General features: G+C 41.7%; 14 protein-coding genes. 7 read left to right on the top strand and 7 right to left on the bottom strand.

Annotated elements, in window-relative coordinates; genetic code table 11:
• Positions 1–313: 313 nt before the first annotated feature.
• The 3 genes from F0226_RS16310 to F0226_RS16320 all read right to left on the bottom strand — a co-directional run bounded on the left by F0226_RS16310 (position 314) and on the right by F0226_RS16320 (position 3,343).
• Positions 314–1,213, bottom strand: coding sequence for a helix-turn-helix domain-containing protein (locus tag F0226_RS16310; RefSeq protein WP_171736637.1), 900 nt, complete (start codon positions 1,211–1,213; stop codon positions 314–316).
• A 583-nt stretch (positions 1,214–1,796) separates the two neighbouring features.
• The gene (locus tag F0226_RS16315; RefSeq protein ID WP_171736638.1) at positions 1,797–3,020 is read right to left on the bottom strand and encodes an HlyD family secretion protein; all 1,224 of its coding nucleotides are present in this window, start codon (positions 3,018–3,020) and stop codon (positions 1,797–1,799) included.
• Positions 3,014–3,343, bottom strand: a complete 330-nt coding sequence (locus F0226_RS16320) for an MFS transporter (protein WP_171736639.1) — start codon at positions 3,341–3,343, stop codon at positions 3,014–3,016. The genes F0226_RS16315 and F0226_RS16320 overlap by 7 nt, the downstream gene beginning before the upstream one ends.
• Before the next feature lie 147 nt (positions 3,344–3,490).
• On the opposite strand from F0226_RS16320, the gene F0226_RS16325 reads away from it, so the two are divergent.
• Complete coding sequence (locus tag F0226_RS16325; RefSeq protein WP_216606656.1) at positions 3,491–4,501, top strand: AraC family transcriptional regulator; 1,011 nt, start codon at positions 3,491–3,493, stop codon at positions 4,499–4,501.
• 229 nt (positions 4,502–4,730) lie between these two features.
• On the opposite strand, the gene F0226_RS16330 is transcribed toward F0226_RS16325, so the two are convergent.
• Positions 4,731–5,390, bottom strand: coding sequence for a pyridoxamine 5'-phosphate oxidase family protein (locus F0226_RS16330; RefSeq protein WP_171736640.1), 660 nt, complete (start codon positions 5,388–5,390; stop codon positions 4,731–4,733).
• Between the two features lie 90 nt (positions 5,391–5,480).
• On the opposite strand from F0226_RS16330, the gene F0226_RS16335 reads away from it, so the two are divergent.
• Complete coding sequence (locus F0226_RS16335; protein ID WP_171736641.1) at positions 5,481–7,028, top strand: PLP-dependent aminotransferase family protein; 1,548 nt, start codon at positions 5,481–5,483, stop codon at positions 7,026–7,028.
• A 123-nt stretch (positions 7,029–7,151) separates the two neighbouring features.
• Here the strand turns inward: F0226_RS16335 and yjeH are convergent, their stop codons facing one another.
• Complete coding sequence (gene yjeH, locus F0226_RS16340) at positions 7,152–8,417, bottom strand: L-methionine/branched-chain amino acid transporter (protein WP_171736642.1); 1,266 nt, start codon at positions 8,415–8,417, stop codon at positions 7,152–7,154.
• A 282-nt stretch (positions 8,418–8,699) separates the two neighbouring features.
• Here yjeH and F0226_RS16345 point away from each other — a divergent pair, with 282 nt between their 5' ends.
• From F0226_RS16345 to F0226_RS16360, 4 genes are all read left to right on the top strand, one after another.
• Positions 8,700–9,146 (top strand): Lrp/AsnC family transcriptional regulator, encoded by a 447-nt coding sequence (locus tag F0226_RS16345; RefSeq protein ID WP_171736643.1) that lies wholly within the window; start codon positions 8,700–8,702, stop codon positions 9,144–9,146.
• Between the two features lie 146 nt (positions 9,147–9,292).
• Positions 9,293–9,673 (top strand): nuclear transport factor 2 family protein, encoded by a 381-nt coding sequence (locus tag F0226_RS16350; protein ID WP_171736688.1) that lies wholly within the window; start codon positions 9,293–9,295, stop codon positions 9,671–9,673.
• A complete protein-coding gene (locus F0226_RS16355) occupies positions 9,673–10,593 on the top strand; it encodes a LysR family transcriptional regulator (RefSeq protein WP_171736689.1) in 921 nt (306 codons plus the stop codon). Before F0226_RS16350 ends, F0226_RS16355 begins: the two co-directional genes overlap by 1 nt.
• 200 nt (positions 10,594–10,793) lie before the next feature.
• On the top strand, positions 10,794–11,408 hold the full coding sequence (locus tag F0226_RS16360; RefSeq protein ID WP_171736644.1) for a LysE family translocator: 615 nt from the start codon (positions 10,794–10,796) through the stop codon (positions 11,406–11,408).
• Between the two features lie 252 nt (positions 11,409–11,660).
• Here the strand turns inward: F0226_RS16360 and F0226_RS16365 are convergent, their stop codons facing one another.
• Together F0226_RS16365 and F0226_RS16370 are read right to left on the bottom strand one after the other, a co-directional pair.
• Complete coding sequence (locus F0226_RS16365; RefSeq protein WP_171736645.1) at positions 11,661–12,824, bottom strand: alpha/beta fold hydrolase; 1,164 nt, start codon at positions 12,822–12,824, stop codon at positions 11,661–11,663.
• A 223-nt stretch (positions 12,825–13,047) separates the two neighbouring features.
• The gene (locus tag F0226_RS16370) at positions 13,048–13,344 is read right to left on the bottom strand and encodes a hypothetical protein (RefSeq protein WP_171736646.1); all 297 of its coding nucleotides are present in this window, start codon (positions 13,342–13,344) and stop codon (positions 13,048–13,050) included.
• A 279-nt stretch (positions 13,345–13,623) separates the two neighbouring features.
• Here F0226_RS16370 and hcp point away from each other — a divergent pair, with 279 nt between their 5' ends.
• Positions 13,624–15,285 carry a hydroxylamine reductase gene (gene hcp, locus F0226_RS16375; RefSeq protein ID WP_171736647.1) on the top strand — a complete coding sequence of 554 codons (1,662 nt, stop codon included), beginning with the start codon at positions 13,624–13,626 and terminating at the stop codon, positions 15,283–15,285.
• The last annotated feature ends 51 nt before the right edge of the window (positions 15,286–15,336 follow it).

A 15,336-nucleotide genomic window follows, 5' to 3' on the forward strand; every position in this document is an offset into this window, starting at 1 on the left:
TTAGTAAACTATTTTTTTAAAAACAACAGTTTAAAAATATAATTTTTATGTAAAAATAATAAGAAAACGATTACTAATAATATGTTTGTTGTTTAATAATTAAGGTTGGTGTGAAAGTGTTGAATATCGAAGGTTGAATGTATGACTGTAAAATTAAAGTGAGAGGATGTGATGATATTAATGCAGTTTCATGCCACTTTTGCTGCGATTTCGTTCAGCAAAAGTGACAGGAAGCTTTAATGGTAGGCAGCTTTAACTATAGCGGGTCATAACTATAGTGGGCTTTAAATATAGGGAGCCGTTTTTTGTGTCGCTATTTTATAGCAGTACAGAAACTCACATCAGCTTGACCTGTCTCTAAGTCGTAGTGGTGGTAAAGTTCAAAGCAAGGGCGATCGTCGGTATCTAACCCTCGGTCTACTACTTGAGCGATGAGCTCGTCCCATGTCGAGCCATATTGCGCTTTATCGGTAATGGTTTTGCGAATGGTTGCGTATTTCCCTCCAACAAAATGTTTCACTTCGATTCCTTGAGGGGGCGTGATGGATTTATCGATCATCAGGCACAAATCCGTTCGACAATTTTCGGCGGCAGTAATTTCAGGGTTGTCGTGATAAATAAAGATAGAAGTATTGCCAGCTAAGCCTTGTGGTCCTGCCCAAGAATATAGTGTGCCAAGTGCTGGATCATAGTTTTCGCCATAAGGACCGGTGACTCGTAGATAAGCGATGTGGCTAGAGTCGAATGTCTTAATTTCCATATTGTTACTCCTTAAGTGTCGTTCATTTCCAGTATATGTATGAGCCTCTTCTCTGGCGTGTCCTATCTTGCGCAGTGAGTGTCCGATCTTGCTGCTTCTCAAAAGAGTTGAAAAGGCATGAACGTTTTCGCATTCTCTGATTTGACTCGGAGTAAGAGCAAAGTGTTGTTTGAAGGCTTTTGCCAAACTTTGAGAGCTAGAGAAACCATATTCTAGTGCGACAGAGGTAATACTGGGTTTGGTATAGAAAAGCTCATTAGCTGCGGCTTCTAATCTTAGCCTTCGAATATATTCATTGAGCGTTTCCCCCGTTACTGCTTTAAAGATTCTATGGAAATGATAAGGCGACAGGCAGGCTAGCTCTGCAACTTGCTTTAAATTGAGCGGCTCGTTGAAGTTTTTTTCTAAATATCGAATTACAGGGAGAAGCTTTATTGGGTAGTCGGTTTTCATGAGGTCACTCGCTGCCATAAACGAGAATAGTGTAACGAAGTCATATACAGTGCTTGATACTAACAGATAAAAACGAGAGTAATTTCACACTGAGCGTGTGTGAGGAGTGAGGGTGTGTGAGAAGTGGACGAGAGCGATTTAACCCGAGTGATAAGTAGTGGGGTAGACGTTGATGATCAATAGATAAAAAAAGAGCCAATTGCAATAACCGCAATTGGCTTATATATAGTGTGAACAATGAGAGTTCACTAACAACGTCAGTTGGCTAGGTGACCCTCGGCTTAAGAAGGGTCAATTTATATATTGCAGTTAGCGTGCCAACTTTTAATTGCCCCAAAACAGCTATTTCAGAGTGTTTTGGTGCATATTTGTTCGGTGTTGTCGCGTTTTAGTAAAGTCCTATTGCATTATGCAATTGCCAAATGCAAATGAGCATCTGATTGCTATTGGAGGGTTATCGTGGAGTAGGGCTTATATATTGAAATGATAAGTTTAAATATTGGAATGAGTAGCAATAAAAAAGGTCAATATGATGTAACTCATATTGACCTAGTCTTAATGTGCAACCATGAATGGTTTCGTTTTAAATGGAGTAGAAGAAGTAAAGCTGAGATTTCATTCTGATAATGATCCCGCGAATCAAATCCAAAAACGCCATAAAGCTAATTGGCTTCTCACCACTTACCCATGCAAGACCAACCGCTCCCACTGGGATATCGTAGCCATCTGGCTCTTCAATTTTCAAACGCACAAAGTGGTGCTTGTTTTGAAGGTTCTTGCCAGTTGTCGCCCTAACAGAATCATCCCAGCCCATTAATGAGCCTTGTGCTTCACCTGTCGCTTCGACAATACCTTCTACGGTTGCTGTGAAAATTTTACCAGGGTAAACCGCAGTGGCGAATTCTGCCGGTTGTCCAACTTTTACGTTTCGAATCGCTTGGTGATTGACTCGCATCAGCACGTATTTTTCATTGGTGTACATTTGGATTCTAGGCATCAATGAAACACGCTGCCCTTCACGTAAAATAAAGTTGGTAACAAATCCATCCGTTGGTGCGGTGACTTTGGTGCTGTTTAAGTCCCATTGTGCTTGTGCCAATGAAGCCTGTGCTGAATCAACATCAGTTTTCTTTTGAACAACATTGGTTTCTGCTTTATGAATGTTTAACTCAGCATTACTCGCATCTACTTGTTTTTTACCTAGCTGTGACTGCAGTGTTTTCACATTGTGTTTAGCTAAATCTACCGCTGCGGTTTGCTGGTCAATGTCGGTTTCAGTAATGGTGTGCTTCACCACTTTGTTTTGCTGCTTATAACGCGCTAATGTTTTTGTTTGTAACGACAGATCGGTTTCTGCTGATTCTATTTGAGCTTTAGACGTTTCAATGTCTGCCAAGGCCGATTGGTAGCTGACTTTTGCGATCTCAACTTCTTGGGTCGCGGTGTCTAGGTCAGCTTGTGCTGATTCCAGTTGCACTTGCGCTTTATCTTTCGCAATGATGAATTTGGTATCATCAATTTCGTAGATAAGTTGCCCCTCTACAACCTCTTGGTTCGGCGCAATGTGAACCTTTGTTGTTTTACCCTTTACTGTTGTTGAGTCTGGGCGCAATTGAATGTGTGGGGATTGCACCACTGAACCGCCAGAAAGATCCATTGGTGTATAGTTAATTAAGCCAACCCAAACAAACAGCAGCCAACCTGTACCACCAAGGTAAGCAAAGGATTTAGTGCCTTTGTTCCAAGGCATGCCTATTAATCGCAATAGATAAATAAATAGAGCCCATACCGCTAAGCCTTCTAACATGATTGCTTCTCCTCATCCGTGTCAGGTTTTGGTTTTGCATGCCATGTATCACGAAGGTTGATGATGGCTTTTTCCATATCAACAAATGCCAATATCACGGCTATAACCCATACCCAGTGCCAGATAAATCCAATCCATGTGAGAGCAGTAATCAGTCCAAGTTGATGATGATCTTTACTGTGTGCTTTATTGATCGGTAATTCATGGAAACGCCAAAAGCCGTAACAAGCCGCTGCGATAGTTGCTACAAGCACAACGCCCGCGACAACATGTAATGCAGTGTCTGCGCCTGTTCCAACAAATGGGACACTAAGTAGACTCATTGATAAATCCTATATTCTTATTGATGGGCTGATTGTGAAGTCACCAAATGATAAAAGTGGAAAAAACACAGATTAATTGTATTAGCTGCATATTTTGACGTAATCTGTTATTTATTGAGAGGTGGTTAATGATTCGTTGAGGTTAAATTGAAGAATAAAATTCATTTTTTGAGAACGCTCGGTATTTATGGAATCTATAAATATGTTCCTGTTCACTACTCTGTACAGGTGGACGAGCTGGGTATTCCGCAATCTGTTTTTCAGAATGCAATGAATTTGATTCCGGTAAATGTCGTGGATCAATGGTATGCCAGCCTAGAAGAGGCAACTCAAGATCCAGATGTAATGCTCAAACTGGCTCCATTGGTTGATATCGAAAAAATAGGTCCGATTAGCCATTGGTTTTTTTCGGGACATGATTTGGCATTGACGATTCGTCGAGTAAATATGGGGCTGCATTGCCTACAATCTGGGGCGTACTTGACAGGAGCCCAAGTCGGTCCGCTCATTAAATGGTCTTACGATAACCCTTCTTATTCAGAAAAAGGCAGAGTGCATGACAGTATCCGAGTCGCTATTTTTATGGTTAAAGTGCTTCGTCGATACTTAGGAGATAATTTTTCACCAACGCGAGTATTAATTGCAGGGAGCCGTGAAAATCATAAGCTTTATACCGATTACTTTGGGTGTAGTGTGGAGTGGGGACAGGAAAGAACAGAAATTTGGTTAAAAACAGACTTAAGATTGTCGACGAACCAATCCCCCAACCCTTCTAAAAGCAATTTAGCAATGAGCTTTAGCGACTTAGATGATTACTTGAATATGCCCGATCCTGATGATGAATATAAGGTGATTTATGAAGTCATTAATTACAGTCGTCATTTTGGGTTGCCAACGTTAACGGCAGTATCCAACCTATTGAACCTTTCAGAACAGCAGTTTCAGCGACGATTACATAAGTTAGGTGTAAATTTCTCAACAGTCATGGGCTACGTACTGAGTAATGTAGCAGTTGAGTTATTAAGGCATTCAATCCCATTAGATGAAGTGTCAGCTCGTTTAGGGTATACGAATACCGCTAGTTTTAATCGAATGTTTAAAAAGCACCGTGGGCTAACACCTAAACAATATATTGAGCGGTTTCGCTTGAATGACTAGTACTTATGTTGAATTTCTAACACCTAAGTTCAATGAATAATAACTAAGTTCAATGAATAAAAACTAAGTTGAACGACCCATTCCTAATGTGTAAAGGGCTGTAATCTACGAGTATAGGCTTGCTTGCATTGTTCACAGAGCAAGCCTTCTTTACGTTTCGGTTCTTATATCAATCGCATTTAACGTGATCAATCATGAACTTGTAAACATCATGAATAAATTAGACCTGTTAATCTTTACGCCATCGATTTCCGTAAGCTTGAGAATAATCAGGTTCTTGAATACCTTCAGCCAAACCTGAAACTGGTTCTAATGGACCAACAACGGTTTTGTATGGAAGAACACCTGCCCAAGCGGGAATGTCTAAATCCGCTTTATCATCATTTACCCCATGCTTACCGATTTTTACAGAAGCTTCTGTTAAAGGGATGGCAAGTAGTTCTGTCGCAGTCAGCTCTTTTTGGTTGCTTAGTCTAATATCACCCAGTCTTCCTGGGGCAATTTGCTCGATAAAGATGTTCAGTAGACGATCTTTTTCGGCGTTGTCATCAATGACTGAAAATTGACCAAATACGACCGCAGAACGGTAGTGTGCACTATGGTGGAAAGCAGAGCGCGCAAGTACCCATCCGTCAAAGAGCGTGAAAGTTAAGCAAGTTTGCTCCCCTTTTTTAAGCCCTCTTAGTAGCCGACTATTTTTAGCGCCATGGATGTAAACCATATTATCGACACGCCACGCCAGCATTGGGATGACGACGGGACCTTTTTCTCCTGAAAGGGCAATATGTGCTATGAGGCTTTCATCAATAATTTGATGCAACTTCTCTTGGTCAAACTCCGCTTTATGCGCCCCTTTTTTTATTTCTGTTCTTTTAGTGTTAGATAACATATTGCGCTCTCCTTCATTGCTTTTCTAGAAAGATAGCGATTAACTGGTTCAATAAATAGAACCAGTTTTAAAGAGTGTTTGGATCCAGTTATGCAGCCTATCGATATCGGTGACCTAACGTTAGATAAAAAATACAACAGCAGACAAAGTGCCTTATTTCATGCTGTTAGAGAGAAAATTATCCATGGATTATGGAATAAAGGGAGTAAATTACCCTCGACTCGTAAGCTCGCTTCTGAATTAGAAGTTAGCCGAAATACCGTTATTTATGCTTATGAGCAATTGGTTACCGAAGGTTATATCGAGAGTAAATCAGGGTCGGGTTACTTTGTCATGGTTGAACAGCCTGAGCAGTACTTACACTCTGATCTTAACGCGGGGTCTCATCTGAATTTAAGCGATGCAGCGGGGGGGCATACCAAGTTCTATACGGACGCTTCTTCTCTTGTAAAAGAGCAAACGAATGAAACCAATCCACAAACTCAGTGTACGTTTCACGACGAAATTCGCAGTGGTGATGACTCTGATAATTTTGACTTAAATGCTGGGTTTGCACCGGGAGTGCCGGATTTAGAACAGTTTCCTTTTGCGAAGTGGCAACGATTACTGCAAAGACACATCACGCGAAAAACCTTAGCAGGTAATCAAAGCCTTCAAGGCTACCTACCTTTAAGAGAGGCCCTAAGTGACTACCTTGCCAGTAGCCGATCGGTAAAGTGCGATCCGAACCGAATCATTATTACCTCTGGGGCGCAGCAAGCCATTTCAATCGCTTTGATGGCGACTTTAGTGCAAGGCGACAAAATTTTAATGGAGGAACCTGGCTACCTTCAAATGCATAAAATTATCAATTTATTGAAACTTCAAAGACAAGGTGTGCCTGTGCATGAAAAGACAGGAATCAACCTAGAGACGATCCTTACCAGTGATGCCCATTGTTTGTACCTGACACCCAGTAATCAATACCCAATGGGAACGACACTAAATACTGAACAACGCTTAAAGCTAATTGAGTGGGCGCACAAAAGTTCGTCATGGGTAATAGAAGATGACTATGACAGTGAATTCCAATTTGCTCACCGTCCTTACACCAGCATGCAAGGGTTGGCAGGGAAAATGCGGCACGATGACCGGATTTTATACGTAGGATCGCTAAGTAAAGTGATGTTTAACGGACTCAGGCTCGGTTATTTAGTGGTGCCAGAAAGCTTAGTACCTCGGTGCCTAGAAATTAAAGATGCGTTAACGGGAGATTCGGCTGCTCATACTCAAGCTGCGTTGGCAGACTTCATTAGTGAAGGCGATCTGCTTAGGCATATCCGGAAAATGCGCCGATTGTATAAGCAAAAACATCAAACCATGGTCGAAGCGGTCAATAGAGAATTTTCTGACGATGTTGATGTTATTAGCCAAGCCGCGGGTTTGCATGTCACCATAAAATGGCAGGGTAGTATTACTGAGCAGGAATGGAAATTAAGGGCAAAAGAAAAGGGAATTGTGGTGCGTCCGTTGGGCGTCTATGAATATGTCCCTAACCCCAATCGTACTTGGCAAGGAATCGTACTTGGGTTTGGAAATGTTCGTTTGCAAGATATTGATTCGAAAGTGAAAGAGATAGCGAAACTTTTCTATCAGTAATCAGTAATCAGTAATCTCTTTCACTTCTATGGTTCAAAATGTTTAACAGGTGGCGTGCTTAATTTTTACAGCGACCACCTTTAATATCACCTAACGCTCACATCTCTACTAACGCATATATTACTATTCGATATTAGCTTGTGGCTTCGTTTTTTTAAGCCACTTTTGCCAAGGTAATGATAGCAGCGTGAAGATAGAAACGGCGTACAACATAGACCAACCTAGGCACATAAAGACTAAAACACAGAGTACTAATGAGACTGCTGCGATGTACTTTGAAGCGCCTGTCAGCAATTGATAAGCCGCGAGCATTGCCAGTAAGTACACCAATACAAAAATGCCATTTGCGAGTTTAAGGAAGAATTCTAAATCCAACCCCGACAGTTCTCCAAAGGTGCAAGAAACTAAGACCACGAAGCCAATAGCGAAAGTCGCGACATAAGGGACACCTTGGCGAGATAATTTCGCCATGTGGCTATTTGGTCTATGCTGTCTAGCTTGTGCCCAAATCATACGAGATAAGCTTTGGGTATAAAGGTTAAGGCTGGCAAAACAAGCTAAGAACCCCAGTATACTAATTACGACTTTTAGCCCATCACCGAATAATTGTTGGGTGACCCATGGAATGGATGTGGCATCGAATTCTGGAGAGCCATAAGCGCCTAATTTTAAAATGACGACAGAACACGCCCAATAGACGGCTCCTGCAACAAAGCAGCCCGCGATAATCGCGATAGGGAAGTCCCGCTGTGGGTTTTTAAATTCTTCGCCCATATGAGCAAACGCTTCTATTCCGACAAAACACCAGAACATCACTCCAAGTGCAGCACCTACCGCCCAAACAGAGTCGCTAGTTATGGCAGGAAAAGTAATATCCTGAGTTCCGATGTCAGCTTTCCAGAGAAATGATCCCACGAGTGTAAAAATAGAAAGAGCGATGACGGTTTGTAAGCGACCTGAAGATTTACTGCCCATAAGATTCACCGCGACTAGTAAGGCAACCGTGAATAATTGTGCCATGAGCGAAGTATTGAAAGGGGCTGGAAGTAATTGCTGAGCAAATCCGCCCGCAAGCGCAACAGCCGCAGGTACACCCACGGGAATCACACTCACAAATAACCACGCGACGCTGGTTTCTAAACGTTCATTGAATGCTTGGCGGACGAAGTAAGCGGTTCCCCCTGCATTCGGGTAGCGTTTTCCAAGAGCGGCGAAAGTTAACGCGATAGGGCAAATTGCGACAAACAAAAGCAGCCAAGCTAACAGCGATAACTGACCTGCGATGCCCGCGGCAATAGCAGGGATCATAAATAAACCCGTCCCAAGAAGGGTAGTGGAGAGTTGCCCTATTCCAGAGATTAGGGTGATTTCTTGCTTGAGTTGTGCCATTCGCTTTCCTTGCCCGTTATGCCGTACATGTCTCTGTGAGAGTGTCTTTATAGGGATTATTAGTAGTGATAACTGTTTGGTGCATCCACTGAATGGAAAGAATACCGTTTCAAAGCGTATATTGCAGCTAGCGAAACGTCGTAATACTCCGTCATTTTGACTAAAGAAAAGGCAATATGCGTGAATATGTTGTGGTCTTGAAAGCGAGCTTTCTGTTCTAACGCTATGAATTGTGGCAAATTAGACGGCAGAAATAGAATAAGCAGTGGAAGCTTAAATAAAATGGATAAGTTCGATCGTCAAATTTTAGAAATCCTCAAAGAAAACGCACGATGTTCAGTGAGCGATATTGCTCGGGATGTCAATCTGTCGCGATCTGCGGTGACAGCTAGAATCAAAAAATTAGAAAATGATAAAGTGATTTTAGGTTACTACACTCAGTTGGCAGAACCAGATCAATCTAGAAATGTGTGCGCTTATATTCTATTGAAGTTTGATATGTCGAGCTGTGAGCACAATTGTGAATCATACTCGAAACAAATTCAAAGCATTGACGGGGTATTGTGGTGCCATTCTATTAGTGGTGAAACAGACATGATGTTGTATGTCGAAGTTGAAAGTATGGGGCGATTGAATCAAATTCGTGATCAATTACAGCTTTATCCTGAATTGCGTCACCTAATGACTCATACCGTTTTGACTGAGTTTTTTAATAAACAAAAATCATAAACGTATACTTCCCCAATAAGATTTCCCAAAAGTGAAGAGTAACAATGAGATCTAAAGCTGAAACGGACCATCTATTATCAAGTTTCATTTATGAAGGTTCGACTCCCACCCAGAATACTTTTTCCGATGAAACAAATTTTGACGGGATGGCACCAAAAGAAGTGGTACTCAGCTTCTGGGCAGCCATGGAAACGAATGATTTTTATCTGGCATCGAAGTTATTGACCATCGATTGTGTGGTTCAATGGCCTCAGTCCCATGAAACCATTTTCGGCAGAGAAAACTTTGCCAAAATTAACTCTCAATATCCGGCTAGCGGCAAATGGACGTTTGTGATTAACAGCATTGTGGCGGAGCGTAATCAGGTGGTGACGGATGTGAGCGTCTCTGATGGCAAGCTTTTCGAAAGAGCTATCACTTTTCATACGGTTGAAGATGGCTTGATCAGTAAACAAGTCGAATTTTGGCCTGAAAGCTTTCCCGCGCCAGAGTGGAGACGGCAATGGGTTCAGGTAATGGGTGTTTAATGCTAGGGAACATTAATTTAAATTTGCTGCGTTCATTGCATGTATTACTTGAAGAGTGCCATGTCAGTAAGGCTGCTCAGCGTTTGCATATCACTCAATCTGCTGTGAGCCGGCAGCTCGCTCAATTGCGAGAATTATGTGGTGATCCTTTATTGGTACGCGATGGGAATAAACTGGTTCCCACCAACCGGGCATTATTACTGAAAGATAAGCTGGACGATTTACTCAGTGAATTTGACCACTTATTAGATGATAAACCCTTTGAACCAAAAGATTGGAAGGGAGAGTGGGTGCTCTCTTCGAGTGATTATGTCGCTCAATATATATTGCCAGATATTGTTGCAGAAATTTCCCAGCACGCACCTCAAATTAATTTGGCTTATCGCTTATGGCAGCCGAGCTATTTAGAAGCGCTGAATGAGATGGGCATTCACCTAGCCTCCACTATGTTGCCGAAGAAGCCTGAGAGCGTTTCCAGCCAGAAATTAGGGGAAGATTTTTCGGTATGCTTAATGCGTTCAAGCCATCCATTAGCCAAGCAAAAAGACATTTCTTTAGACGATATTGTGGCATTTCCACACATTAAAGTGACCGGAGGAGGAGATAAAGATACCCATGCTGATGTGATTTTGAAGCAGCTGGGTTATAAGCGAAGAGTAGCATTACAAGTCCCCTTTTTCTCATCAGCTTGTAATGTGTTGTCACAAGGCGATCATCTCATGATCGTGCCTGAGCATATCGCGGTAAATTTAGCTCGTCACTTTGAACTGACTTATCACTCACTGCCTTTTGAGACGGAAAGTCATAAATATTGGTTGATGTGGCACCCTAAGTACGACAATGATTCTGCCCATAAGTGGGCGCGTGAAAAAGCATGTAAAGCGATGCTGCGTTCTAGTTATAATATCAGTATGATTTAAAATCATAACCAAAATGATAATGTTTGATTTCAAATTATACCTAAGCTGCTTTACCTTTACGTTATTCGATAGCTTATCGGTAAGCTTGTTTGAGGGCGTATGGTTTAATTCAGCATTCTTTTAATTAAATTCTCTTTTAAAAAATACTGCTCTAACCCAATGTTTGTCTGGTATGAACTGGCTTGCCAAGGAAAAAATTTATGACACTTACAGTTTGGTTCTCTTTACTCTTAATATGTTTACTTGGTGCAATGTCACCAGGTCCTAGTCTCGCGATGATCGCAAAACACAGTTTAGCTGGTGGGCGTATTAATGGCTTAGTTGCTGCGTGGGCACATGCGTTTGGTATTGGGTTATACGCGTTTGCAACAATCATTGGCTTAGCCGTTTTGCTAGAACAATCCCCATTGGTATTCAAAGGGATAAGCTATGCGGGCGCAGGTTATTTAGCTTACTTAGGTTTTAATGCACTTCGCTCTAAAGGTGGGGTGGCGGCCAAACTCGAAGCTGGTGAGAAAATGAGTTATTGGCAATCGGCTCGTGAAGCATTCTTGCTATCATTATTAAGCCCGAAAATTGCTCTGTTTTTTATCGCCTTATTCAGTCAATTTGTCGCGCTAGGTAATGACATTACAAACCAAATTATTATTGTCTCTACACCATTGATTATTGATGGGCTTTGGTACAGCTTTATTACCTTGATCTTATCGAGCCCTTTGATTGTGGATCGTATTCGCTCGAAAGCTCAGTTGATTGACCGATTGTCTGGCGTGGTTCTTATCTTATTAGCTGTGCGCGTTGTCGTGACGGTCTAGGTTTAAGTTTAGATTTAGGTCAGTAAGTTAGGCAGCAACAGAGGTGAATCGTTTGATGATCACTAATTTCAAGCTGTAGCCTCATCTAACTTAAGAATCTTAAACGGATTCAATATAAAAAGGCTCATACATTTCAGTTATTGTTCTCATGTGAAAACAGTATCTAAAATGTATGAGCCTTTCATTTTAATGAGCTTTTATGTACTGGCGCTCGCTTAACCTATAATCAAAACCATGACCCAGATCCCTTGATTAGTTCGATGTCGTTAACACCAAATCAAGAGCTTGCATACTTTCATTGAAATACGGGTTATACGTTAACCTCGCATGGTTCTTACCTTGTTCTGTGTATCCCCAAGATGAGTACCATACTTCACCACCTGCCAGGCATTCACTTTCTTGTTCTGATCCCTGCCCATTGCTGCAAATGACTTCAGTCCCGTTGATACCGTAGTAGGGATTGTCAGGGGAGAACAGTAAGCCCATGTGCGAGCCATTCGATATTCTCTGTTCTTTAAGCGCCATGCTGAATGCTTTCGAACGAGGTTCATCTAGCGAGTGCTCACTTTGCCAAATCAGCATGTTACTGTCATTGGTCATCGAATTGGCAAAGGTATTTCGGACAAATTCAGTATCAATAACGCTGTCGCCTTCACTCATCATGATGAATACTGGCTTATCATAAATCCCTTTTTCTAGATCATCTCTAACGACTTCAGAAGTTTGGTAGTAGACCGATGCTCCGTTCATAGGTAATGAATTATAGCGAAGTGGATTATCTTCAGGATCTTGATCTGCCCATGTCATGATATGACTCGCCACGCCCGCAAATTTCACGGCTGGCGAGAAAGGTTGGAATGCCGGTGAAAAAAGCATTAATCCTTTGATTGAAGGATCGTTAATTGCTTGAGAAGTCACCAGGTTTGCGCCTGTTGAATATCCACCAAGCCAGACTGAATCGTACTCTTTTTGAAGCAATTGAGTATGGTAATCAACGACTTCTTGCCAGTCTTGAAGAGTCGGTAGTTGCAGGTCGCCTACTTTACTGCCATGCCCTGGAAGCAGGACAGTTCGTACCAAATAACCTTGATCCGCTAAGTGCGTCGCCACATCATGGAAAGAGTAAGGCGAATCACCCAAACCATGCACTAATAATACTGCTTGTCCGTTAGGGTTAGTTGGCGTGTACTGAGCGGGTGAATTCACATCTATCTCGAATTGCTTGTCATCTGTCATGAATACACGGTGAGAAGACAGCCACTCCTGAGTTTCTTCCACGTAATCAGTGAATGAAGCTTGTTTGAAGTTGGGTAGGTGATCGGACTTCTGGTAAGCAGGGTCGATAACCTCTTTTGAACAGCCTACGAGGGCAATAGAGGAGATAGCAAGGATACTGATAATGGTTGGTTTCATCATAGTGTGTTTATGAGACTCTCTTTAATGTCGTGAGGCATGCATTCAATAATCGTGAATGCTGTTCAAGTGATTAGTTTGTTTGACTGTTTGTTTGATTAGTGACTTAAGCGATGGCAGGTGTATTCACATTTGCCATCGCTTGGGTTAGCTATTTTTTATGTACGATGCTAGTAGCTACTTGCAATTTACTATTTGCATTTACGTTTCTAATTCAACTAGTACGTTACTTCTGCGCTGAAAGATCTTCGTATTCACCTTCAATCACACTTGATTTCGCAGTGCTTGCACCAGTGTTTGTCGCATACTGACGGTGCATTGTTGATTGGTTGTGCATCGCTTGGCCGTGCATTGAAGACTGTTGTCCTGCTGCAGAGTAGAAGCCTTGTTTCTTCATTTTACTTTGTAATCGCTTACCTGTGATCATGGCTGCAATAGCCAATGGGATTGCGAGAAGTAGACTGGTAATTAGAGCCATGAAACCAGTAATTAAAGCGACAAATGTAATTAAAATATTCTTCATAATTCTTTCCTCTTTCTTTGTTTTAGCACTATAGCGATGTGTGTATGAACAAAACATGAACGCGATTGTTATTTTATTTTAAAGTCATTTAGACTCTTAGGTGTTTATTTGATGTCTTGTTTTGTAGTCATAAATACATACTTAAAATAGGGTTAAATATAAAATTCCCTTTAAATCAATATGTTAATGTTTGGCACGATTGATGCTCTATAGGGTTTGTAAATAAGTCACCGCAAGCAAAGTACTTGTGGTTAATAAAAATTACTGGAGCCCATTTATATGTTCTGTATTCAATGTGAACAAACCATTCAAACCCCAGCTGTTAAAGGCTGTTCTTTTTCTCAAGGTATGTGTGGCAAAACATCGGAAGTTTCTGATTTACAAGATGTGCTAGTGCACTCTCTTCAAGGTGTTTCTTTTTGGGCTAATTTAGGCCGTACTTGTGGTGTAATTGACACAGAAATTGATGAATGGGCACCTCGTGCATTTTTCGCAACATTAACAAATGTGAATTTTGACCCTGCACGTATTATCGAATTTGCACAGCAATCTCATTCTTTTAAACAACGACTAGAAGAAAAAGTCAGAGCGGCGGCTGTCGTGACTGGTTTTGAAATTCCAGAACTTTCTCCTGCGGCGAAATTCGATCTTCCTACCGATTCTGCAGAACTGCTTGCGCTTGCGCCTCAAGCGGCCGTTAACCGTGGTCATGATTCACAGCATGAAGATGTAATTGGTTTGCGTTTATTGTGCTTGTACGGCCTTAAAGGCGCGGCTGCTTATATGGAGCATGCTCTGGTTCTTGGTCAAACAGATGAAGCGATTCAAGGTGAGTACCATGAAATCATGGCTTTCCTAGGTAAAGACCCGAGCGACCTGAAAGAGTTATTAGATACATCAATGCAAATTGGTCTAATGAACTACAAAGTAATGGAGATGCTAGATAAAGGCGAAACCGATACTTTTGGTCACCCAGCGCCAACCGCTGTAAATGTTAAAACGAAAGCAGGTCACTGTATTTTGGTTTCTGGGCATGACTTGCATGACCTTGAAAAGATCCTTCAACAAACAGAAGGCAAGGGCATTAACGTATACACGAACGGTGAAATGCTTCCTGCGCACGGTTACCCAGAATTAAATAAGTACCCGCACCTTGCTGGTAACTACGGAAGTGCGTGGCAGAATCAGCAAAAAGAATTTGCTAACTTCCCTGGCGCAATCGTAATGACTTCAAACTGCCTACTGAACCCAGATGTTGGTCAATACCGTGATCGTTTATTCACTCGTAGTATCGTTGGCTGGCCTGGTGTCGCTCACGTTGAAGGTGATGATTTCAGTGATGTAATTGAGTGCGCTTTATCTCAACCTGGCTTTAAGCATGATGAACTTGAGCAAATGATCACGGTTGGATTCGGTCGTAATGCCTTGATGGAAGCAGCTCCTGCTGTGATTGACCAAGTGAAAGAAGGTAACATCAAACACTTCTTCCTAGTGGGTGGTTGTGACGGTGATAAATCAGAACGTAGCTACTACACAGATTTCACGGCTCAAACGCCTGAAGATACACTAATTCTGACTTTAGCTTGTGGTAAATTCCGTTTTAACAAGAACCAATTTGGTGATATTAACGGTATTCCTCGCCTTCTGGATGTGGGTCAATGTAATGATGCTTACTCAGCAATCCAACTTGCTTTAGCACTATCAAAAGAGTTCGATTGCGGTATTAACGAACTGCCACTGACTTTAGTGCTTTCTTGGTTCGAACAAAAAGCGATTGTTATCTTACTAACGTTGTTTGCACTGGGTGTTAAAGGTATCTACACAGGTCCAACCGCACCTGCATTCTTAACTGAAAACTTGCTTGAAATTATGCAGGCTGAGTTTGATATGCGAGCAATTTCTACACCTGAGCAAGATCTTAAAACAATCTTAGCAGCGTAATGAATCAGCCTCGTGGCGAAGATAAGTACTTTCATTAGTGCTTATTCAGCC

The sequence above is a fragment of the Vibrio sp. 99-70-13A1 genome, assembly GCF_013114625.1.
In the GTDB taxonomy this organism is placed as follows: domain Bacteria; phylum Pseudomonadota; class Gammaproteobacteria; order Enterobacterales; family Vibrionaceae; genus Vibrio.